Annotated in this window: 21 protein-coding genes; 12 read left to right on the top strand and 9 right to left on the bottom strand. The window is 61.8% G+C overall.

All coding sequences use genetic code 11. From position 1 onward, the window contains the following. Positions 1-154 precede the first annotated feature (154 nt). The 11 genes from ACP7AL_RS10455 to ACP7AL_RS10505 all read left to right on the top strand — a co-directional run bounded on the left by ACP7AL_RS10455 (position 155) and on the right by ACP7AL_RS10505 (position 11,275). Positions 155-1,486 (top strand): beta strand repeat-containing protein, encoded by a 1,332-nt coding sequence (locus ACP7AL_RS10455; protein WP_160166489.1) that lies wholly within the window; start codon positions 155-157, stop codon positions 1,484-1,486. Positions 1,487-1,579: 93 nt separating this feature from the next. Beyond that, positions 1,580-3,115 carry a beta strand repeat-containing protein gene (locus tag ACP7AL_RS10460; protein ID WP_152544209.1) on the top strand — a complete coding sequence of 512 codons (1,536 nt, stop codon included), beginning with the start codon at positions 1,580-1,582 and terminating at the stop codon, positions 3,113-3,115. Positions 3,116-3,226: 111 nt separating this feature from the next. Continuing rightward, the gene (locus ACP7AL_RS10465; RefSeq protein WP_024921582.1) at positions 3,227-4,414 is read left to right on the top strand and encodes a hypothetical protein; all 1,188 of its coding nucleotides are present in this window, start codon (positions 3,227-3,229) and stop codon (positions 4,412-4,414) included. 87 nt (positions 4,415-4,501) lie between these two features. Next, complete coding sequence (locus ACP7AL_RS10470; protein ID WP_152544208.1) at positions 4,502-5,239, top strand: hypothetical protein; 738 nt, start codon at positions 4,502-4,504, stop codon at positions 5,237-5,239. A gap of 116 nt (positions 5,240-5,355) precedes the next feature. Then, positions 5,356-5,676 (top strand): curli-like amyloid fiber formation chaperone CsgH, encoded by a 321-nt coding sequence (gene csgH / locus ACP7AL_RS10475; protein WP_024921580.1) that lies wholly within the window; start codon positions 5,356-5,358, stop codon positions 5,674-5,676. Continuing rightward, positions 5,673-6,299, top strand: coding sequence for a hypothetical protein (locus ACP7AL_RS10480; RefSeq protein WP_024921579.1), 627 nt, complete (start codon positions 5,673-5,675; stop codon positions 6,297-6,299). The genes csgH and ACP7AL_RS10480 overlap by 4 nt, the downstream gene beginning before the upstream one ends. Positions 6,300-6,605: 306 nt before the next feature. Next, positions 6,606-7,184 (top strand): curli assembly protein CsgF, encoded by a 579-nt coding sequence (locus ACP7AL_RS10485; RefSeq protein WP_347339950.1) that lies wholly within the window; start codon positions 6,606-6,608, stop codon positions 7,182-7,184. Between the two features lie 80 nt (positions 7,185-7,264). Next, positions 7,265-8,314 (top strand): CsgG/HfaB family protein, encoded by a 1,050-nt coding sequence (locus ACP7AL_RS10490; protein ID WP_152544213.1) that lies wholly within the window; start codon positions 7,265-7,267, stop codon positions 8,312-8,314. 1,315 nt (positions 8,315-9,629) lie between these two features. Further along, positions 9,630-10,241 (top strand): hypothetical protein, encoded by a 612-nt coding sequence (locus ACP7AL_RS10495; protein ID WP_152544207.1) that lies wholly within the window; start codon positions 9,630-9,632, stop codon positions 10,239-10,241. An 80-nt stretch (positions 10,242-10,321) separates the two neighbouring features. Beyond that, positions 10,322-10,480, top strand: a complete 159-nt coding sequence (locus ACP7AL_RS10500; protein ID WP_081758546.1) for a cation-translocating P-type ATPase — start codon at positions 10,322-10,324, stop codon at positions 10,478-10,480. 144 nt (positions 10,481-10,624) lie between these two features. Beyond that, positions 10,625-11,275 (top strand): cation transporting ATPase C-terminal domain-containing protein, encoded by a 651-nt coding sequence (locus tag ACP7AL_RS10505; RefSeq protein ID WP_024921575.1) that lies wholly within the window; start codon positions 10,625-10,627, stop codon positions 11,273-11,275. Between the two features lie 321 nt (positions 11,276-11,596). On the opposite strand, the gene ACP7AL_RS10510 is transcribed toward ACP7AL_RS10505, so the two are convergent. Further along, positions 11,597-11,752 carry a hypothetical protein gene (locus ACP7AL_RS10510; RefSeq protein ID WP_160166488.1) on the bottom strand — a complete coding sequence of 52 codons (156 nt, stop codon included), beginning with the start codon at positions 11,750-11,752 and terminating at the stop codon, positions 11,597-11,599. Positions 11,753-11,797: 45 nt separating this feature from the next. Here ACP7AL_RS10510 and ACP7AL_RS10515 point away from each other — a divergent pair, with 45 nt between their 5' ends. Beyond that, complete coding sequence (locus tag ACP7AL_RS10515; protein ID WP_425991130.1) at positions 11,798-12,784, top strand: LysR family transcriptional regulator; 987 nt, start codon at positions 11,798-11,800, stop codon at positions 12,782-12,784. Here the strand turns inward: ACP7AL_RS10515 and ACP7AL_RS10520 are convergent. From ACP7AL_RS10520 to trbE, 8 genes are read right to left on the bottom strand one after another with little or no spacing between them, the layout of a single operon-like run. Then, positions 12,708-12,953 (bottom strand): DUF2274 domain-containing protein, encoded by a 246-nt coding sequence (locus ACP7AL_RS10520; RefSeq protein ID WP_024921573.1) that lies wholly within the window; start codon positions 12,951-12,953, stop codon positions 12,708-12,710. The two genes, ACP7AL_RS10515 and ACP7AL_RS10520, sit on opposite strands and share 77 nt — an antisense overlap. Before the next feature lie 11 nt (positions 12,954-12,964). After that, complete coding sequence (locus ACP7AL_RS10525; protein WP_034459617.1) at positions 12,965-14,161, bottom strand: TrbI/VirB10 family protein; 1,197 nt, start codon at positions 14,159-14,161, stop codon at positions 12,965-12,967. Next, positions 14,146-15,132 (bottom strand): P-type conjugative transfer protein TrbG, encoded by a 987-nt coding sequence (gene trbG / locus ACP7AL_RS10530; RefSeq protein WP_024921571.1) that lies wholly within the window; start codon positions 15,130-15,132, stop codon positions 14,146-14,148. The genes ACP7AL_RS10525 and trbG overlap by 16 nt, the downstream gene beginning before the upstream one ends. Further along, entirely contained in the window at positions 15,132-15,818 is a 687-nt protein-coding gene (gene trbF, locus ACP7AL_RS10535) for a conjugal transfer protein TrbF (protein ID WP_024921570.1), read from the bottom strand. Before trbF ends, trbG begins: the two co-directional genes overlap by 1 nt. Then, on the bottom strand, positions 15,815-16,933 hold the full coding sequence (gene trbL, locus ACP7AL_RS10540; RefSeq protein WP_024921569.1) for a P-type conjugative transfer protein TrbL: 1,119 nt from the start codon (positions 16,931-16,933) through the stop codon (positions 15,815-15,817). Before trbL ends, trbF begins: the two co-directional genes overlap by 4 nt. Positions 16,934-16,935: 2 nt before the next feature. Next, positions 16,936-17,172 (bottom strand): putative entry exclusion protein TrbK-alt, encoded by a 237-nt coding sequence (trbK-alt, locus tag ACP7AL_RS10545; protein ID WP_024921568.1) that lies wholly within the window; start codon positions 17,170-17,172, stop codon positions 16,936-16,938. Between the two features lie 12 nt (positions 17,173-17,184). Continuing rightward, the gene (gene trbJ, locus ACP7AL_RS10550) at positions 17,185-17,913 is read right to left on the bottom strand and encodes a P-type conjugative transfer protein TrbJ (protein ID WP_024921567.1); all 729 of its coding nucleotides are present in this window, start codon (positions 17,911-17,913) and stop codon (positions 17,185-17,187) included. Beyond that, complete coding sequence (gene trbE / locus ACP7AL_RS10555; protein ID WP_024921566.1) at positions 17,910-20,345, bottom strand: conjugal transfer protein TrbE; 2,436 nt, start codon at positions 20,343-20,345, stop codon at positions 17,910-17,912. Before trbE ends, trbJ begins: the two co-directional genes overlap by 4 nt. Positions 20,346-20,349: the final 4 nt, after the last annotated feature.

Raw genomic sequence — 20,349 nt, forward strand, 5'->3', positions numbered from 1 at the left:
GGCAGCGCCCCTATCATCAAGCAGCAATGGCGAATTTGGCCGCGGCGCAGCCCCCCGCTCCTCGGAGCGACTAGCCTTGGCGAGGGGCGGCGGAATTCCGCCATCACGATCATCGTTCAATGTCTGAATCATGACTTTTAAGGGAGTTGTCACCGTGAAAAAGCTTCTTCTCACCACCACTGCCATCGTGGCGTTTGCGACATCCGCCTTCGCCGGCGGCTCGTCCACCACGCTCACCCAGATCGGCGCGGGTCACCGCGCTGACATCGACCAATCGGGCGGCACCACAGGCTCCGTGGTTTTCCAGCAGGACAACGGGGGCAGCAGTTCCGGCGCCAACGTTCTCACGATCACTCAGGGAGGCAGCGCCAACAAGGTCTACGGATTGAACATCAACTACGATCCGCGCGGCGGACAGTCCGGTACCGCGAACAGCACCACGGTGAATCAGAGCGGCAACGCCAATCTTGTTGGGGTGCGCCAGGCAGGTGCCAACCAGAGCATTGCTGTGACCCAAAGCGGCAACAACAATGACGCAGCATATCTCTTGCAGACTACCGCCCCGGCAAATCCATCGACGACGCCGAATACACTCTCTCTGTCGCAGTTTGGTAGTTCTTTGGCTAGGTCGTTCCAGACAGGCAGTTCTCTCTCCGCCGCCATCCAGCAGGGGAGCGCAAGCGCCTCGGGCAGTCTGCTGGAGATTTACAATGAGCAACAGGGAAGCAACAACAGCTTTACTGCGATGCAGGCGGGCACAGGTGGATATATCCAGAACCAGCAGGCCGGTACAAACCACACCGTCGCCGTCACGCAGAACAGCTCCGGTTCGGATGTGGTGCGTAACTTCCAGAGTGGCGACAAAAACGATCTGCTTGTGATCAATCAGGGCGGCAACGGGAATACGATCGGCAACGTTCAGCCGGGCACCTTCAATCGTCTTACGGTTGATTTGCAAAACGGCAGCGGCAACACGATCGCGAGCGTCCAGTCTGGCACCTCCAATACCGCACGTGTGGCGATGCAGTCCGGAAGCGGTAACTTCATCTCCAATACTCAGTCCGGCTCCAACGGCAACGCCGAGTATAGCCAGACCGGTTCGGTTAACCGGGCGATTCTGCAAAACCAGGTTGGCGCCTACGGGCAGTTGACCGTGACCCAGGATGCGACCTCGCTCAACAGCGTCGTCGTCGCCTACCAGAACAGCGCGGCGACTGCTTCTGTTCCGAACAAGATCAAGGTCACGCAGTCGGGCGGCAGCGACAACAATGCCTATGTGCTCCAGGGTGCGGCGTTCGGGTCGACGCTGCCTGTGGCGGGCGACGCGTCGATCGGCCTCACGTCCGGTGTGGCCGGCAGCGGCAACACGATCACTGTCAGCCAAACCGGCGGCGCCAATTACGCCGCTGTCAGCCAGGTCGGCAGCAACAACACGGCGACAACAGTGCAGAACGGCACCAGCAACAGCGCGGTCGTCAGGCAGTAGGCCTCAGGCATGCGGCGAGGAATCTGTCAGGTGGGTAGGTGCCCACCTGACGTGCGATAGCGTTTTAGCTAGTATCTTTTGGAGATTATCATCATGAAGAAGCTTCTTCTCACGACCACTGCCATCGTGGCGTTCGCGGCATCCGCCTTCGCCGGCGGCTCGTCCACAAATCTTACCCAGAGCGGCACGGCTCAGAGTGCTGACATCGACCAGTCCGGCGGCATTGTTGGCACGGTCGTTTTCTCGCAGAGCGACGGGGCCGGCACCGGCAACAACGTGATCACCATCATCCAAAGTGGCAGCTCGAACCAAGTCCATGGACTGGTGTCAGCGAACAACCTCGGCGGCGGGCAGTCTGGCACTGTCAACACAGCGACGGTATCTCAGAATGGCGGCTCCAACATTGCTCGGCTCGGGCAGGTCGGCGCTAACCAGAGCATCGCCGTGACCCAGAGCGGCAGCTACAATTACGCGGGCGACCTCATTCAGACGAGTGCCGCGTCGAACACCGCGGCGACGCGGAACTCATTAAATCTATGGCAGTATGGTTCCGGGTCTTCGGCCAGGTCGTTCCAGACAGGCAGTTCTCTCTCCGCCACCATCCAGCAGGGGACCGTAAGTGCGTCGGGCGCTAACCTGAACGTCTACAACTATCAACAGGGAAGCAACAACAGTCTTACTACGACGCAGGCGGGGACGGGCGGAGCGATCGAGAACTCGCAGAGCAGCACGTACCAGACCGCCGGCATCGCGCAGACCGGCGAATACGGCTTCGTGATGAACATCCAGGACACTGGCACCAATAATCATCTGCTTGTGAGCAATCAGGGCGGCATCGAGAACTCTATTGGTAACGAGCAGTACGGCTCGTTCGGCCACGTCACCGTGAACAATCAGCTTGGCTATAACAACGGAGTCAGTGCGCGCCAATTTGGCAGCGGCAATACGTTGACGGTTACCACGCAGGATGGCGAAGGCAACGTGATCGTCAGCTATCAGTCCGCCAACAACGCCAGGCTGACTGTGCAATCGCAGACCGGCGACAGCAACCACATCGTCAACTACCAGTATGACACCTCGAATATTGCTGATGTGGTGCAGTCCGGCACCCGCAACACGATCACCAACAGTCAGTTAGGCAACTCGAACCAAGCCGACTTGGTACAAACCGGCACCAACAACACGATCAGCAATACTCAGTCGGGCTCCAACGGCAACGCCGAGTACACCCAGAGAGGTTCGGGTAACCAGGTGACCTTGATGGAGCAGAATGGCACGTACGGCCGGTTGAGCGTGACCCAGGATACGTCCTCGCTCAACAGCATTGTCGTCGCCTACCAGAACAGCGCGGCGACCGCGGCGGCTCCGAACAAGATCACGGTCACTCAGTCGGGCGGCAGCGGCAACAACGCCTATCTGCTCCAGGGGGCGTCTTTCACGAGCCATGCGCCGGACGTGGGTGCAACAACGATCGCCTACACGGCCGGCGCTCTCGGCAGCAACAACACAATCAACGTCAATCAATTCGGTGGTGGCGCCAACTACGCCGCCGTCAGCCAGGTCGGCAGCAACAACACCGCGACAACGGTGCAGAACGGCACCGGCAATCGCGCGGTCGTCAGGCAGTAAGCCGCAAGGCTTGTCTCGCGAAGTATGTCAGGCGGGCTCACGCCCGCCTGACATTGTCATGAGCTGTACGTCATTTAACATGACAGCGACTTCGATTAAGGAGACTGCGCCATGAGAACGCTGTTGCTGGTCTCCGCATGCGTGTTTGTTCTTGCGCCGGCACCATCCGCGCTCGCTGTTGGCTCGACCACCTTCCTCGTGCAGGTCGGCGTCCAGACGGCCAACATTGATCAAACCAAGGCCAATTTCGGTCAAGTCGGCACCGCCCTCACGGCGTTCACCCAGAACAACACCGGAGGTACCGGCAAAAACATCATCCACATCATTCAGGCCAATACCGGCGCGCCCCATCAGAGTGCCAATAATACGGTAAATGGCGTGCAGTCCGGCTCGACGAACCTTGCCAGCATCTATCAGTATGGCAACACCGGCAGAGTGATCATCAATCAGATCGGTGACAACAACGGCAACTGGATCGCCTTCACCCATACCATCGAGCAGAAAGAAAGCGCAGATCACAATTCGGTGGAGCTGTCGACCACCGGCAACGACAATGATTTCAGCGTCCTGCAGGAAGGTGGCGTCGGCAACACTGCCGCGATCAGCCAGATTGGCAGTTCGAACACGGTGAGCACCACCCAGAACGGGGCCAATCTCGTGTTGTCCGTGGTTCAAAGCGGGCCGAGCAATCTCAATAGCGTTCTGTCCAACCAGCTCGGTAGCCAGCACAGCCTCGCTGTTACGCAGGACGGCGGCGGCGGTCACGCGGCGAACAGCGACCAGAACGGCATCGGTAATTCTACGACGGTCATCCAGCACGGGGCGAGCCAGCAGGTGTTCAGCACCCAGTCAGTCGGTGGCACCGGTGTGCTCGGCAATGCGGCGACCTTCGTGCAGGACGGCTCGGGCAACCAAGCGCACAACACCCAGTCCGGCAGCTCTGGCCGCTTGAGGGTGAACCAGACCGGCCGCGACAACGAGGTGACGCTGAGCGATCAGATCGGCAACGGAAATATCGCGCTCCTGATCCAGTCGGATACCCGCAACATCGTAGTGCTGTACCAGAATGGCAACATCAACAACGCCAGTTCGAGTCAGTCGGGCGGTTACCAACTGGCAACGCTGTCGCAATACGGCAGCAACAACACCATCGTCGGTACGCAGGCCGGCGGCGGTAACAGTCCGGCGCTGGGTAATTCGGCGATCGTGACCCAGGGAGCGGAGGCCGCGCGGAGCAATGGCAATGCCGCCACCTACAGCCAGAGTGGTGCCGGACACTCGCTGACCATCAGGCAATAATCCGCGAGCCCGTGATATTAGCGCGCCGTTAGCTAATATCCCCGGCTTCAGTGCCCTTCGGGGCGCTGAGGTTCGATTTGCTACAATTTGAATGGCCAGTTTAAAGGCGGCTTTCCACCCCTCTGCGATGCTTCGCGCATTGCAAAAATGCGGCAGGGGGAGCGGGTTATGAAGGTCAACATTTTCAGCATGGGTCTGATGGCCGGACTTACAGCGGTGCTGGCCTCCACCACGACGCTGGCGTCGGTTATCAGTACCGGCACCACCGCAGCGAGTTTTGTCGTCTATCAGGCACCCGCTAGCGGCGATGTCATCGTCATCACCCAGAGCGACACCCGTAATCAGGCCACGGTCACCCAGAACGCCGACAGCAGCGCGATCACGATCGTGCAGAACGGCAGCGGCAACACCTTTCAGGTGATCCAGGCGGGCATGCAGAACGCCAGCGGCATGAAGCAGGCTGGGAATGGCAACGGTGCCAGGCTCGGTCAGAATGGCACCGCCTTGTCGGCGACTGTCATGCAGGATGGCGGCGGCAACAGCCTGCGCGCCGATCAAAGCGGCTTCAACCAACTCCTGATCGCGAGCCAGACGGGTCTCGGCAATACCCTATTGGTCAACCAGAGTGGCAACTCCAACCAGATCAGCGCCTCGCAGAACGGCAACAACCAGTCTGCGTGGCTGGCGCAGTCCAGCAGCAACAATCTGATCATCGCCAGCCAGGTCGGTAGCACCAATCAGCTCTCGGTAAACCAGGTATCGAACAACAACGTCGCATTTGTTTCACAAAACGGCCGCGGCAACGTGGCTCACATCCGCCAGTAGTTCAGCGCGCCTTTCTTCATTAGCCAAACCGGATATTTGCTTAATAAATCGTTGCAGTCTGCTTGCCCCGACCGCCTTGGCCGGGGTAAAAGTTTTGCCATTGCGGGAGTGGAGCAATGGCCGCCTTGGATCAATCGCCCCAAATTGTGTGCGTCGTCGTGCGCGAGAATGTTGGCGACAAAGTGCAGGTGCGCGGGCGCGTGGTGAGCCCCGAGGCCGGCCAGGGCATCTACTCCCTGCATGTCGTGAGGTCGGGTCCGGCCGGATCATCCAACATCAAGATGGGCGGCCCCGTCACCTTCGACGCGAATACGGAGACTTATGTCGGTCTCGCCAATTTCAATGTGGATCCGAACGCCGACTACAAGACCGAATTCTCGGTTACGGTGAATTATCGGACCTACAATTGCTCGTTGCCAAACGGAGAGTCGAAATGAATTTCAAAGCATCTGCCTCGCTCACAGCGATGGCTTTGGCGACGTCGCTCGCCGCCTCATCCGCAAGCGCCCAGACACTCTTGGCGACGTCGCCCTATACGGACATTTCCCGCTATACGGACACCGGCGCCTATATCGTGAACGCGGCCGCGCCTGGCCTCGGCGGCAACAACGCGACGATCAATCAGAGCGGTAACAGCAACGTGGCCTCGAGCGATGTGACGCTCGGCGCGTTCCGGAGCGGCAATGTCACGTCGCAGGCGCAGGCCGGCACTGCCAACATCTCGACTGTGACGGCGAACGGCAATTCCAACACGCTGGTGACCAGTCAGAACGGCAACGGCAATACCTCGACGGTGACAGCAAACGGCAGTTCCAACGCGCTCCTGACCAACCAGTTGGGCGATAACAACACCTTCAATGTCACGGTCAACGGCAACGGCAATACCTATAGCGGCATCCAGTCCGGAAACGGGAATACCTATACGATCACGACTCCGAACGGGACCAGCAACAACAGCTACAGCTCCAATCAGACTGGCCAGAATTTGTCCTACAGCATCACGCAAACGGCCAGCAATCAGTCGGTCTCGGTCACCCAGACCGGAATCGGACGGAAATGATGCGGCTTCCCCGACGAGGCTCAACCGGGCTTGAGGTCGTTTAGCCGAGCGCTGGCTTCCTAAATTCAGCGTTAGGACTCTCCGCCGATTTCCGCGAGCTTGAGCGGAATGGACCGCAGGCAGGCGGATAGTCGCTGCCTTGGCGGGATGGCTGAAGCCGGCCGGGCGAATCGTAAATTTTTCGCTATTTTTTTGCAGGTTAGGCTGCCGTCAGTTGTCTTCTATCTAGTCGTTGGTGGGCGCGGGTTGCCGGTAAGTGCGGATCGCGCTGCGCTGACATGCGCGTTTTTGGGATAGGGGACGTCCGTGCCAGATCGTCGTGCTGACATCGCACGCAAATGCGATGGGCCTATCATTCAGGCGGCTGCGATAACGACCTATGGATTTTGTCCATGGCCGGTTTTCCCGCTTGGACTGCGGCCTGGAATGCTGGTTGCCGCCGCGATGCTGGTCGTTGCCGCGATGCTGGTTGTTGCGGCATGCGGGCGGGCGGGCGCAGGAACGTTGGTCTATCAGCCGGTCAATCCCTCATTCGGCGGCAATCCGAACAATGGTCCTAATCTGCTGGGCCTGGCTAACGCACAAAACATTCCGCTCGCCAATCAGACCGCAGCACAAGCCGCAGCTGCGGCCGCGCGCGGCAGCAGCAGTGGAAGCTCGGCCCTGACGCCAGGGCAGATCTTTGCGGCGCAGTTGCAGAGCCAGTTGCTCAGCTCATTCGCGAACCAGATCACCCAGGCGATTTTCGGCGCCAACGCCCAGACATCCGGCAATTTCAGCTTTGGAAGTACGTCGATTACGTTCGCAAAAGTCGGCAACCAGATCAACATCGCGATCAATGACGGCACCTCGATTACGAATATCGTGGTGCCGGCGGGGCCTTAGTTGATGAGCGCGCCGGTTTAATTCCGTGACGAGTTGTTTGCCGTGGCTTGGACTTCTTGGGCTCTGGGGGGTTGCGTAAGGTGCGCTTGGGTTGGTTCTTAATTGTCGTCGTGGGCTTGCTGGGCCTGGCCGGATGTGCTCCTCCACCCGCGCGCGAGTTTCTCGAGGAAGCGCCAACCGTAACGCTGCCTTCCGTGACGGCGGCGGAGCTTGAGACATTGCCGCGGGCGAAGCGCAAGGTCGATATCGCTGTCTATCAGTTTGCCGACCTGACCGGCAAAAATGAACCTAACGATAACCTAGCTGTTTTTTCACGTGCGGTGACGCAGGGCGGAACAGCTTTCGCCGTCGATGCACTGCGTCGCGCCGGCAACGGAAGCTGGTTCACCGTGGTCGAACGAACCGGCCTCGCAAGTCTTCTCCAGGAGCGTCAGCTCGTCACCGCAACCCGCAAGGAAATCGATGGAGACAACGCACGGCCGCTGCCGCCGCTTCACTTTGCGGGGTTGATCATTGAGGGCGGTATCATCGCCTTCGATGGCAACGTGGTGACCGGGGGGCTGGGTGCCAATTATCTCGGAATTGGTGGCGATGCAAAGTACCGCAAGGATACCGTGACTGTCGCCATGCGCGTGGTGTCGGTTCAGTCTGGACAGGTGCTGACCAGCGTCACAACCACAAAAACAGTCTATTCCGTGTCGGTTCAGGGCAGTGCGTTTAAATACGTCGCCGTAAACAAGCTACTTCAGGCGGAAGCAGGCATCACGCGTACCGAACCCACGCAACTCGCGGTCCGTCAGGCGATTGATCTGGCAGTTTATGCCACTGTTGTGGAGGGGGCACGCCGAAAGATCTGGCGATTTGCTGATCCCGTTGCCGAACGATCCATTGTTCAGAAATATCTGGCACAAGAAAAATACGAACCATGGGCGCCGGAACACCAGCAAGCCATTCCGGCGTCTCCTGTTGCTGCCGTTTCGCAAGGTCCTGTGCTTCGGGTCCACGGGAATGCCGATAAGCCTGACCCGGCAAATCTTCAGCCCCAAGGCGGCTTGACCTCCGCAGCGCCAGTCAGAAGACAGGCAGCGGATAGCGCATCAGCGCCAGGGATCATCGGAACAGGTGGCTGACGCCTTCTGGTTTTCCAAACGGTTGTGCCGGATATAGCTGCAGCCGTTTGCGGTTCTTTCGATCGGCGGCGAAGCGGAGGCCAACGAGTGGTCCCGTAGGTTTCTTAATTGACCTGCTGTTGCTGAGGACGTTGCTGGCCTCAACAAGAAGTTTGCTCGGTACGTGGTTGGGATAGGTTTACTAAGAAATATGTCATATCGCTATGATGTGTGGCTGCAAGGACATGAATTCGGCATCGCCAGGATGTCTCTTCCTGCAATCCAATCGAGGGATAAGATCATGAGTTCCAAAGCTCGTTTTTGTGTATTTGTCGCGATTGGTGCCCTCCTGTTTCTCGAACCGGGAACAGCACAAGCTCAGTCGCGCTGGCCAAACACCCAAAACGTTAACGAATGCACCCAGCTCAATGATCCGGATCAAACGCGACGCTGCATCGAGGCGTATCAGGGGGCGCAAACAGACCCAGTCGCTGCTCCCCGGACGCCGAGCACCCCCCTTCTGTTGCCGATGCCGAGTCAGCCGGCAACCTCACGCAGAATTCCGCCTCCGCCAGGTCGCTGAGACAGAAACCGCGCGGTCGTTGTCCGAGTCAATTTGTAGCTGCGCCCGAGCGAGTTTCCTTAGCGATCTGCTCAGATCTGATCGCCGCGCGATCCGTGCGAACCAATACAAGTTGGGGCAGCCCATAACTACGCGGACGCTTGCTGCGGGAATCTGCTGCCGGGGCGGTCAATTTCATTGCCAAAACGGCTTGAGAATAAAGAGTGCCTCAAATTGTCGCTGAGCTTTTTTATGAGACGTCGCCGATCACATCCGGCATGACTTCCATGAGGCGATCACGCTGTGGCGAGGGAGAATTTTCGTTGCAATTCCGAGGCGCACCAGCTCGCCAGCAAGCAGCCGCTAACTTGTGACGATTTGCGCAACGAACACGTCATCCTCGGCCCCGATCTCGGCGCGCTCCTGCCGCACAAGCTCAACCGTGCGGGGGCCACTGCCAACGATCCATTATCACAATATCGAACATCACTCGGTGTCAATGGATGAGCAAACGACACTTCAGCAGGCGACAAACAGTCATGAGCGCGAGCAACTGTAGCAGTTTGAGATTCTGCCAATCGCTGAGGTGACAGCGCTTGTCTCACTGGTGCGCATTGCCGCACTGCGGAAGCATATATTCGGTTTCTGCTCCTATCCTGGTCTACCGGCCCTATTCATGGTCTTGCCTTTCCGGCCCGCGCTTAGACAGCGCTGCAAACGGTGGCGGGCGGCGGAGTATGCACCGGCAAGACTGGCACCTTGACGGAAAACCGCATGACGATCGTCGCCCTTGGCGCTGCGGGCGAGGGATGGTGGACGGGAGACGGCGAGCCAGCCGGCGCTACGGCTGAATTCATCCGATACGGCATCCTTGCGAACGCGCGCGATCCATTCGACCCGACCGAGAAGGCATTTCGCGCGCCTGGCAGTGACACGTTCGCGGCGAGCACACCGTATCGTGGGCTATCACTTAAACGGGAGTACGGTCTGCGTCCTGGTCTACTCGCCGTGACTAATCTTTGGGAATGGGAGGACGACGGCAGCCAGGTTGCCGCGACGAAGGGCGCGCCTGAGGCCATTGCCGGTCTGTCCGGGCTCTCGCCCGATGATCACGCCCGGCTCGCCGGAAAGGTCAACGAGATGGCGCGGCAGGGGATGCGGGTGTTCGGTGTTGCGATTGCCGAACTGCCGCGCGATATGGCGATGCCGGAAACGCCGCGCGATCTATCATTCTGCTTTATCGGCCTCGTTGGGCTGGCCGATCCGCTGCGTCCGACCGTGCCGGCTGCTGTCCGCGAATGCCGCTCAGCCAGCATGCGGGTCGTGATGATTACCGGCGACTACATGGAGACACGGCGTGGGCGATCGCGGAACAAGCTGGACTGAACGCGAGCGACGTCGTGTCCAGCGCCGATCTTGACCGCATGAACGACGCCGAACTGGCTGTATGAGCCCGCAGTGCGACGGTGTTCGCACGCACGATACCGGAACAAAAGTTGCGCATAGTCCAAGCGCTCAAAGCCAACGGCGAAATTGTCGCGATGACGGGAGACGGGGGCAACGACGCGCCCTCGCTCAAGGCGGCGCATATCGGCTCGCGATGGGAGGCCGCGGAACCGACGTAGCCAAGGAGGCGGCAGCGTTCGTTCTGCTTGACGACGATTTGCCGCAATCGTTGCTGCCGTCCGCCTTGGCCGCCGCATCTACGACAATCTTCGCAAGGCGACGGCCTAAATCTTTGCGATCCACGTTCTGATCGCCGGCCTGCCTTGATCCCACTTCTCTTTGGGTTGCCGCTTGTTTTCTGGCCGCTGCACATCGCCTTTCTCGAACTCGTCATCGATCCGATGTGTTCTATCGTATTCGATACGGAGGCAGAGGAGGCAGATGAACCGCCAGCCACGCGCGCCCGAGCAAACGCTCTTTGGGTCTCGGCATATCGCTTGGGAGCTAGTACAGGGTGCACTGATGCTGCTTTGGTCGCCAGTTTGTTCGCGCTTGCGCTGCGCCAGGGTTTGCAAGAGGCTGACGCGCGCGCGTTGACATTCACCACGCTCGTTGCGGCCAATCTCGGCTTCGTCCTCGTCAACCGTTCAAAGTGCGCCTCGCTGTGGGCGGCGTTCCGTCGGCGCAATCCGGCTTTGTGGTCGGCAACGGCGTCGACGGTCGCGATGCTTACCCTGGCAGTTGCCGCTCCATCGGCCCGCGAATTGTTTCATTTCGGGCCACTGCACCCTGACGACATCGCAGTCGCGCGCGGCTGCGGGGTCGCCATCCTCCTGCTGCTGGAAGGCCTCAAGCAGGGGCTCGGCGGGTTAAAGGGCAACCCCGCACGAACGCAGCAATATCGGGTCGGGTCATGGCGCTTGGCTTCACATGCTTCTCGCGTAGGATTTGCTGCCGGTAATCTGACGGGCTGACAAGGCCTGATATCCAGTCGATCCGCGATAGCCCTCGCCGGAAATTTCACGACTCTCTGTCGAAGAGGCCCTTGGATGTAGCCGGAGATCGTGTCCGTCGCCATGATGAGCGTCATGTCGAGGGTATGGATGTATCTGCTCGTCACCGATTGGCCCACCGGCGTGGCGATCGTGACCGCGGCGAAGTCGAGGTCGTCTATATTTGGGCCGAATTAAACGAGATACGAACTTTCCCCGTGGCTTGATCTTGTTGAGATGAAATCTCCAGTCACGTCTTTGTGCATGCCTGTCCATCCCGAGACTTTGCAGGTTGGAAGCCGCTCAGTTGTCTTTAATAAGATTGTCGTGTTCCGGGATGTTGTTCACTCGGTCGGCAAAGAAATGATGGCTGTCGGTCGCAGGTGAGTGACCGGCGGAAAAACCGGCCCATTGTATTGGGCGAATAGAAAATCCCAAGGCATCGAAGCGGCCTTCCAACCGCAATCCGAGGCCGCGGCAATCCTGTCGGGGGCGTGTGCCGCGATGATCAGGGGCACCGAGCTTGTGACCTTGATCCAAACGCTCGCCGCCGCTGAGCAGGGCAGCTTTTCAAAGGCTGGACAGCAATGCAGCGTTCCCGCATCAACCATCAGCCGGCGCGTCCGCGCGCTCGAGACCCAGATCGGCGTCAAGCTCTTCACCCGTCACCGGCACGGGCTGCGGCGCACCGTCGCCGGCGAGGGATTCATCGCGGAAATCCGCCGCGTGCTCAATGACCTCAATCTGGTGCTGGTCAACACCTCCGCCTCCAGGCGCGGACACAGCGGCTCGCTCCGGATCGGACTTTCTGTGTCGCCGTGGCGCGGCCGGTTGCGCGCGGCGCTCGCGGCCTATCGGGACAGGTTTCCCGCAGTGCAGATCCAATACACCGACGGCGAGCGCAAGGATCTGATGAAACGCCTCGATGCCGGCGCGATCGACATCGCGATCGTTGCCGATCACACCCGCCACGGCTCTCACGAAGTCATGGCGTTGTGGCGCGAGAATATCCTCGTGGCCATGCCAAGATCGCATCCGCTTGCCGGCAAGCGGCCGCTGGCGTGGGACGATCTGCGCAAGGAGCACGTCATCCTCGGCCGCGATCCGGGTCCCGATCTCGGCGAACTCCTGCTGCACAAGCTCAACCGCACGGGCCCGATGCCGACGATCCATCATCACAACATCGGGCATGACTTCTCGCTCAGTCTCATCGGGCTCGGACATGACGTGACACTGGTTTATGAATCCGACGCCAGCACGGAGCATTCCAGTATCGTCTACCGTCTGCTCACCGACGGACACACGCCAAGCCTCGTGCCGTTTTTTGCCTGCTGGATGCCCCACAACGACAATCCGGCGCTTCGGACCTTCCTCGACACGCTGCGCGAGCCGATGACAGACCGCTCCGATCCCGTCACGATCGGGGCGATTGATCGGCTGCGAACGGGACGGTCTTCCGCACCTTTCGGAACGCGCGATCCGTCGCCATGAAGCGGGCCAGCATCGGCGCGATCAGTTTGATCGGATCGGCCGACTGCCCTGTGTCACGCGTCAGCACCTCGGCATAGGCAAGAAGATCGCGATGCACGGAAGCGGGCAATTCGATGGTGAGCTTGATCGGCTTGTCGTCCGGTAGCGCTCCGAGCTTGAGCTTGCTCATTGTCATCCTCATCAGACTTTATAAGGCGCAAGGACCAGGTCGCGGTTGACGATGACGCGCACCGGAAATCCCGGCCGGATGGTCAGCGTCGGCTGCACGTTGAGTTGCCGCCGCACCAGGGTCTGGCCGCTCTGGTTGATGGTGTCCTGGCTGCCGGTTCTGAGCGCTCGCACCAGCGAGTTGTCGCCGCTGAGAACCAGTTCGCTGCCGATGCCAAGAAGCGTGGAGATCGCAGCCGCCCCGAGCAGGTTGCCCCAATGGTAATCGACGCCATCTTCCAGACCCGCATAACCCGCGCGGTCCGCGCCCGATTGCCGCTCCAGCACGATCGATCGGCCATTCGGCATGATAATGCGATTCCACACCAGGAGCACACGCGACTGCCCGAAGGAGATCTGGCTGTCGTATTGCCCGATCAGCCGCGCACCCTGCGGCACCAGGAGATATTTGCCGGACGGACTGTCATAGACGTTCTCCGTGACCTGCGCGGTGATCTCGCCCGGCAGATCCGAGCGGATGCCAGTGATGAGCGCCGCCGGGATCACCACACCGGCCTGGACGATGTAGCGCGATGCGGGACGCTCAAGCCGGTCTGGGCTCACCGTGCGCTTGTCGGGCACGGCATTGGCGAAGGCGAGCTTGCGGTCCTGCATGTTCTGCAACGAATCCGGATCGAGCGGCGGTTTGGTGTCAGGCGCAAGCGCGTTCGCCGGCGATGCCGCGGGCGTCGTGGCGGCGGACGCGATGGCCTGGCGCACATTGGTCGAGGCGAACACGCGGCTGACGCGGGCCGCCTCATTCTCCTGCACGATCCGCTGTTCACCTGGATCGAGCCCGGTCGCACCGCCCTGGGCGTTGAGAATGGGCCGGCCAAGATCGCCGGGAAGGGGAGGTCCGAGTTGCGGGACTGTCCGCGGCGGCGGCGCTTCCTGCGGCAGGCCGGTGTAGTCTTTCGGCAGCCTCGCAAGTTCGTCCGCGGTGGTCTTGTGGTCGGTTGAGTAGAGCTCAGTGCCGTTGCCGGTTCGCATACCGCGCGATTGCAGCGCGTAGATCATCGCGCCCAGCACGGCGATGCCGACCACGCTCCCGAGAGCGGCCAGTACTTTTCTGGAAAGTCGCGTCACGCGAGGCGGCTCCGGATGCAGCCGCAACTGCGCGGCCAGCGCATCGTCGGGATGGGGGTGCTGATCGCTCACCACAACCTCCATCCGTCGGTGCGAATGATGCGGACTTTCTGCTGGTTGTCGCCGCCGAGGCGAAGTTCGGCCGCCGCGAACAGCCGGTCGACGATGTAGTAGTTCTGCCGCGTGCGGTAGTTGACGAGTTCGGTCGCGCCATCGCTGCCGATCACGAACAGCGGCGGCATCTCGCCTTGGCTGATGCCCCGAGCGAATTCGATATAGACTTTGGCGCCGTCATCGAACACCTGCGTCGGCCGCCACGGCGGCGCGTCGCCCTCGATCGCGTAGCGGAAGCGCAGCTTGCCCAAGTCAATGCCGCTGTCGATCGGCGCCGCAGCATCCGCCTGTTCGTTCTGCCGGCGCAGCGCGATCAACTGGTCTTGTGGATATTGCCACGACACCGAGGCCATGTAGGTTTTCTCCGTGGAGCGCAACTCCATCAGATAGGTTCGCCGGTCGGTGTTGATGACGAGATTGGTGGTGAGATCCGGCCGCGTCGGCTTTGCCAGGATGTGAATCCGTTTGGTCGCACCTGTCCCGCTTTCAGTGTCGCCGATCACCCAGCGCACCGTGTCGCCCGCGGCGACCGGACCCGATCCCACCAGTTGCTCGCCATCCTGCAACGCGATGTCGGTGACTTGTCCCGGCGCGGTATAGACCTGATAGAGCGCGCCCTCGACAAAGGGATAGACCTGCACGGCGTTGAGATAGCCGTGACGTGTCGGCTGCACCCGCGCGGCGTCATTGGCCTTGGCGACCCGCTCCTTCGGATCCTTCGGCTCGGGTTTCGCCGTGGTCTTTCCCGGCAACGGCTTGAGCTGGCCGGGAAGGGGCAGGGGTTTCGGTAGTTCGACCACCTGGACAGGCTTCGGCGGGTCGGCCTGCAGCACCGCCGGCTCGAGATCGTCATAGCCGATCTGCGGCGGCTTCCAGGTGTTGGCGCAACCCGCGGCCGGCAACGTGCATATAATAATGTGAAGAAGGGTGCGGGGTCGCATCAGCCAAGCTCCTTTGACCAGTTGAGGGCGTGAATGAAGACCCCGAGCGGGTTGCGGCGCAGCTTTTCCGTGTCGCGCGGGGTCTCGATGACGATGGTGAGAATGGCGGTCCAGCGTTCGGTCGCGGCGAGAGAGCCGTTCTCGTAGCGGCGCTCAGTCCAGGCGATCCGGAACGAGTCCGATGAAGCCCGGATCACGCTGGAGACATCGACCGCGACCTGGCTCTTGCCGACCTTGGCGAAGGGATCGTTGGTGCGCGCATAGTCGTTGAGCGCCAGCGCGCCGCGATCGGTGACGAAGTCGTAGGCCGACAGCCAGTTCTGCCGCACGATGACGGGATCGACCGGGATCGCGCGCACCTGCTCGATGAAACGCGCCAGGTGCCAGGCGATCTGTGCATCGGTCGGCTTGTAGTCGGCGACCGCTGGTGCCACCGCCTGCGCCTGGCCGAACTGATCGACCTGCACCACCCAGGGCACGACGGTGCCGCGTGTCGCATGCCAGACCAGACCACCCGCGAGACCGGCCGCGAGCGCGAGATTGCCGAAGGCGATCAGCCGCCAGTTGCGGGCCTGGACTCGCGCCGAGCCGATGCGCTCGTCCCAGACCTGGGCTGCCTTCTGATACGGCGTCTCGGGCGCGGGCGTCTTGCCGTAACGGACGCTCGGTCGGCGGAACAGAGTCATGCGCGGTCATCCTGATTGAGAGGAACGGAATTCGAGCCGCCGCCGTGGTCGCCGGAGCGCACGGCATGAATGGCGGCGGAGGCGCCATGCTTAATGGTCTGGCTGCGGGCCTGGCGCTGCGCCCAGGCAGGTGGGCCGCTTGAAGTCGACGCGGTTGAGGCCGGCGATAGTCCTGCGGCTGATGCCACGCCGCGTGTGCCGGCACCGATTGCACCGCCGGCAACGCCCACGGCGCCGCTTGCCGCCATTGCGCCGGCGACGCCAAGTCCGCCTGCGGCCACAGCAGTCCCGACCGCGGCGCCCGCGCCGAGCTGCGGCGCGCCCGACACAAGCCCCGCGGCGATCGAGGGCGCGAAGATGCCGAGCCCGAACAGCGCCAGCGCCGCCAGCATGATCGCGAGCGCGTCCTCGATGGTCGGCTGGTTGCCGCCGAATCCTTGAGTGAATTCGCTGAAGAGAGACGTGCCGATACCGACGATAACGGCGAGCACCAGGACCTTGACGCCGGAGGCGACGACATTGCCGAGCACTTTTTCGGCGAGGAACGAGGTCTTGTTGAACAGGGCGAACGGGATCAGCACGAAGCCCGCAAGCGTCGTCAGTTTGAATTCGATCAGCGTCATAAAGAGCTGCACCGCCAGGATGAAGAAGGCGATGACCACGACCAGAAACGCCACCAGCAGCACGAAGATCTGGACGAAGTTGGTGAAGAAGGAGACGTAGCCCATCAGGCCGGAGGCGGCGTCGAGCAGCGGCTTGCCGGCGTCGACGCCGACTTGCGCCAGTTTCCCCGGCCGCAGAAAATCCGCCGACGACAGCGCCGAGCCCGACGCCTTGAGCCCCAATTGGGAGAAGCTCTCGAACACCACGCGGCACAGCGAATTGAAGTTGCCGATGATGAAGGCGAAGAAGCCGATATAGAGCGTCTTCTTGATCAGCCGTGCGATGACGTCTTCGTCCGCGGCCATCGCCCAGAACAGGCCGGCCAGCGTGATGTCGATCGCAATCAGGGTGGCGCTGAGATACTGGACATCGCTGCCGAGCAGGCCGAAGCCGGAATCGATGTAGCGGGTGAAGACGTCGAGGAAATGATCAATCACGCCGGTGTTGTTCATGGTTATTTCCCCGATGGTGTTGGCAGGATGCGCTGGCGGGCTTCCGCCCAGGCGCCTTTGCAGTCGGCGTCGTCGGCGGCGACCTTCGGGTCGAGCGCACTGCAGCGCACGAGCCGGCCGTCGAGCGCGCTCGGCTCGGTGGCATTGCCAATCGCGGCCTCCTGCCCGCAGCGCAGCGGCGCGGTGCAGCCCGCAACACACGCAGCGAGAAGGATCGTGATGGCCACGCGGTCGCGCATCGGCGTCGTCCTTCAGTGGAACATCTGCACGGTTTGCGGCTGATAGCCCTGACCACCGGTCAGGAAGCGGCGGACCTGTTCGCGCGCCTGGTCCTCGCCGGCGGCTTGCCTCGCCTGTTCGATCGACTGCGCCCGGCCTTGCGCCGCCATCAGCGCGGTGAGATCGGCGAGCTGCCGCGCCTGCACCGCGAGCAGTTGATTGCCGGCCTGGCTCGCCTGCAGCACGCCGACCGCCGACTGGCTGGCGCTGACGAGCGTATCGGTGTGCGATTGCGTGGCGGGAAGGTTGTTGACCGTGGTGGCGCCGACACTCATCGAATGCTGAAACGCCGAGACGGAGGTTTGCCAGCGGTCACGCGCGCCGTTGATCAATTGCTGATCGCTCTGCGACGCGCTGAAGCCCTGATACTTCTGAAACGTCTGCTCGATCGCCTGCACGTCATAGGCAATCTTGTCGACCTGCCGGAGCAGGTTCTGGGTCTGGGTGAAGGTGCGATCGATGTCGTTGAGCAGCGACGTCGGCAAGCTGGTCAGATGCCGCGCCTGGTTGAGCAGCATCTGGGTCTGGTTCTGGATCGCCGTGAGCTGATTGTCGATCTGCCTGAGCGTATTCGCCGCGGTCATCAGGTTCTGGCTGTAGTTCGACGGATCGAACACCGCGATCTGGGCTGACGATGGCGTGGCCGCGAAGAGGGAGGCGGCGAGAGCGGCGATTGCGGCAAGCGAACGGATGCGGGTCATGGGGATGGCTCCGGGGTGAAGGTGGGAAGGAGATCGGCCGCCCAGGCGTTGCCCTTGCGCCGCAGCCAGGCCGCGGCGAAGCCGTCGCGTCCGTGTTCGGCGACAAGTTCGGCAATGGTGACCTGGTCGGTCTTGGAGGAGGCCGCGACGAAGGCGAGCGCGGCGTCGCCGAGGCCCAATTCAAACAGCCGGTTGCCGCGGCGGGATTGGCAGTAGTAGTCGCGTTTCGGCGTGGCCCGGCTGACGATCTCGATCTGGCGGTCGTTGAGCCCGAAGCGGCGATAGACCGCCGTGATCTGTGGCTCGATTGCGCGCTCGTTCGGCAGGAACAGCCGTGTCGGGCAGCTCTCGATGATGGCGGCGGCAATCGCGCTATCCTCGATGTCGGCGAGCGACTGGGTAGCGAACACCACCGAGGCATTTTTCTTGCGCAGGGTCTTCAGCCATTCACGCAATTGCTGGGCGAAGCCGATGTCGTCGAGCGCTAGCCAGCCTTCGTCGATAATCAGAAGCGTCGGCGAGCCGTCGAGCCGGCCTTCAATGCGGTGGAACAGATAGGAGAGCGTGGCCGATGCAGCCGCGCTGCCGATCAGCCCTTCGGTCTCGAAGGCCTGCACCGGAGCATCGCCGAGATGCTCGGCTTCGGCATCGAGCAGCCGCCCGAACGGACCGCCGAGACAATAGGGACGCAGCGCCTGCTTCAGCGCACTGGATTGCAGCAGCACCGACAGACCCGTGAGGGTCCGCTCGCTTGGCGGTGCGGAGGCCAGCGAGGTCAGCGCCGTCCACAGATGTTCCTTGGCTTCAGGCGTGACGGTGATGCCCTCCCGCGCGAGGATCGCCGCGATCCATTCCGCCGCCCAGCCACGTTCGGCCGCATCATCGATGGCCGCCAGCGGCTGCAGGGTGACGGAGGACTCGCTGTCGTCCGACAGCGCGCCGCCGAGATCGTGCCAGTCGCCGCCCATCCCGATCGCTGCGGCGCGGATCGAGCCGCCGAAATCGAACGCGAAGATCTGGTTGCGTTCGTAACGGCGGAACTGCAGCGCCATCAGCGCCAGCAGTACCGACTTGCCGGCGCCGGTCGGTCCGACGATCAGGGTGTGGCCGACATCGCCGACATGGAGAGAGAACCGGAACGGGGTCGCGCCTTCGGTCTTGGCGAAGAACAGCGGGGGTGAACCGAGATGCTCGTCCCGTTCCGGCCCCGCCCACACCGCGGACAGCGGAATCATGTGGGCGAGATTGAGGGTGGAGACCGGCGGCTGCCGGACGTTGGCGTAGACATGGCCGGGCAGGGAGCCAAGCCAGGCCTCGATCGCATTCACCGTCTCGACCATGCAGGTGAAGTCGCGGCCCTGGATCACCTTCTCGACAAGACGGAGTTTCTCATCGGCTGTGGCGGGGTCGGTGTCCGACACCGTGATGGTGGCGGTGACATAGGCCTGGCCGATCATGTCGCTGCCGAGTTCCTGCAAGGCAGCATCGGCATCGGCGGCCTTGTTGGCGGCGTCCGTATCCAGCAGCGTCGAGGCCTCGTTGGTCATCACCTCCTTCAGGATCGCCGCGACGCTCTTTCGTTTGGCGAACCATTGCCGGCGGATCTTGGTGAGCAGCCTGGTGGCATCCGTCTTGTCGAGCATGATGGCGCGCGTCGACCAGCGATACGGAAAGGCCAACTGATTGAGTTCATCGAGCACGCCCGGATAGGTCGCGGTCGGAAACCCGATCACACTGAGCGTGCGCAGATGCTGCGCCCCCAATCTCGGCTCAAGTCCGCCGGTCATGGGTTCATCCACCAGCAGCGCATCGATCTGCATCGGGATCTCGGGGACACGGACGCGATGACGTTTGGTCGAGATGCAGGCGTGCAGATAGGTCAGCGTTTCCGCGTCATCGAGCCACGCCGCGTCGGGCACGAAGCCTTCGATCAGTTGCAACACGCGAGAGGTGCGATCGACGAAGCCGCGCAGCACTTCATGGCCGTCGACGCCGGTGCGGGCACGGCCCTCGTAGAGCCAGGCCTCGGCGCGGGCGGCGTCCTCCGCCGGCGGCAGCCAGCACAGCGTCAGGAAATACGCGCTCTCGAAATGCGAGCCGTGTTCCTCGAATTGCGCCCGGCGTTCCATGTCGACAAGCGCGGAGACCGCATCGGGAAAACGGCTGTCGGGATAGCGGTTGGCGACGTTGCGCTGCGCCTCGACAAAGATCGCCCAGCCCGAGCCCAACCGACGCAGAGCGTTGTTCAGACGCGCTGTGGTGCCGACCAGTTCGGCGGGTGTTGCGCTGTCCAGATCCGGCCCGCGAAACCGCGCGGTGCGCTGGAAGCTGCCGTCCTTGTTGAGCACGACGCCGGGCGCAATCAATGCGGCCCAAGGCAGGAAGTCAGCCAGCAGAGCGGGGCGTTTGCGATATTCAGCGAGGTTCATCATCGCA

Origin of the sequence: Afipia sp. DC4300-2b1 (assembly GCF_049895725.1) — a bacterium.
GTDB lineage: Bacteria > Pseudomonadota > Alphaproteobacteria > Rhizobiales > Xanthobacteraceae > Afipia > Afipia broomeae.

Coding starts and splice junctions, on each gene's coding strand:
- ACP7AL_RS10465 (WP_024921582.1), top strand. CDS start 3,227: ATGAGAACGCTGTTGCTGGTCTCCGCATGCGTGTTTGTTCTTGCGCCG.
- ACP7AL_RS10495 (WP_152544207.1), top strand. CDS start 9,630: ATGACGATCGTCGCCCTTGGCGCTGCGGGCGAGGGATGGTGGACGGGA.
- csgH (WP_024921580.1), top strand. CDS start 5,356: ATGGCCGCCTTGGATCAATCGCCCCAAATTGTGTGCGTCGTCGTGCGC.
- trbG (WP_024921571.1), bottom strand. CDS start 15,132: ATGCGACCCCGCACCCTTCTTCACATTATTATATGCACGTTGCCGGCC.
- ACP7AL_RS10460 (WP_152544209.1), top strand. CDS start 1,580: ATGAAGAAGCTTCTTCTCACGACCACTGCCATCGTGGCGTTCGCGGCA.
- ACP7AL_RS10480 (WP_024921579.1), top strand. CDS start 5,673: ATGAATTTCAAAGCATCTGCCTCGCTCACAGCGATGGCTTTGGCGACG.
- trbJ (WP_024921567.1), bottom strand. CDS start 17,913: ATGACCCGCATCCGTTCGCTTGCCGCAATCGCCGCTCTCGCCGCCTCC.
- trbL (WP_024921569.1), bottom strand. CDS start 16,933: ATGAACAACACCGGCGTGATTGATCATTTCCTCGACGTCTTCACCCGC.
- ACP7AL_RS10525 (WP_034459617.1), bottom strand. CDS start 14,161: ATGGAGGTTGTGGTGAGCGATCAGCACCCCCATCCCGACGATGCGCTG.
- trbF (WP_024921570.1), bottom strand. CDS start 15,818: ATGACTCTGTTCCGCCGACCGAGCGTCCGTTACGGCAAGACGCCCGCG.
- ACP7AL_RS10520 (WP_024921573.1), bottom strand. CDS start 12,953: ATGAGCAAGCTCAAGCTCGGAGCGCTACCGGACGACAAGCCGATCAAG.
- trbK-alt (WP_024921568.1), bottom strand. CDS start 17,172: ATGCGCGACCGCGTGGCCATCACGATCCTTCTCGCTGCGTGTGTTGCG.
- trbE (WP_024921566.1), bottom strand. CDS start 20,345: ATGATGAACCTCGCTGAATATCGCAAACGCCCCGCTCTGCTGGCTGAC.
- ACP7AL_RS10515 (WP_425991130.1), top strand. CDS start 11,798: ATGATCAGGGGCACCGAGCTTGTGACCTTGATCCAAACGCTCGCCGCC.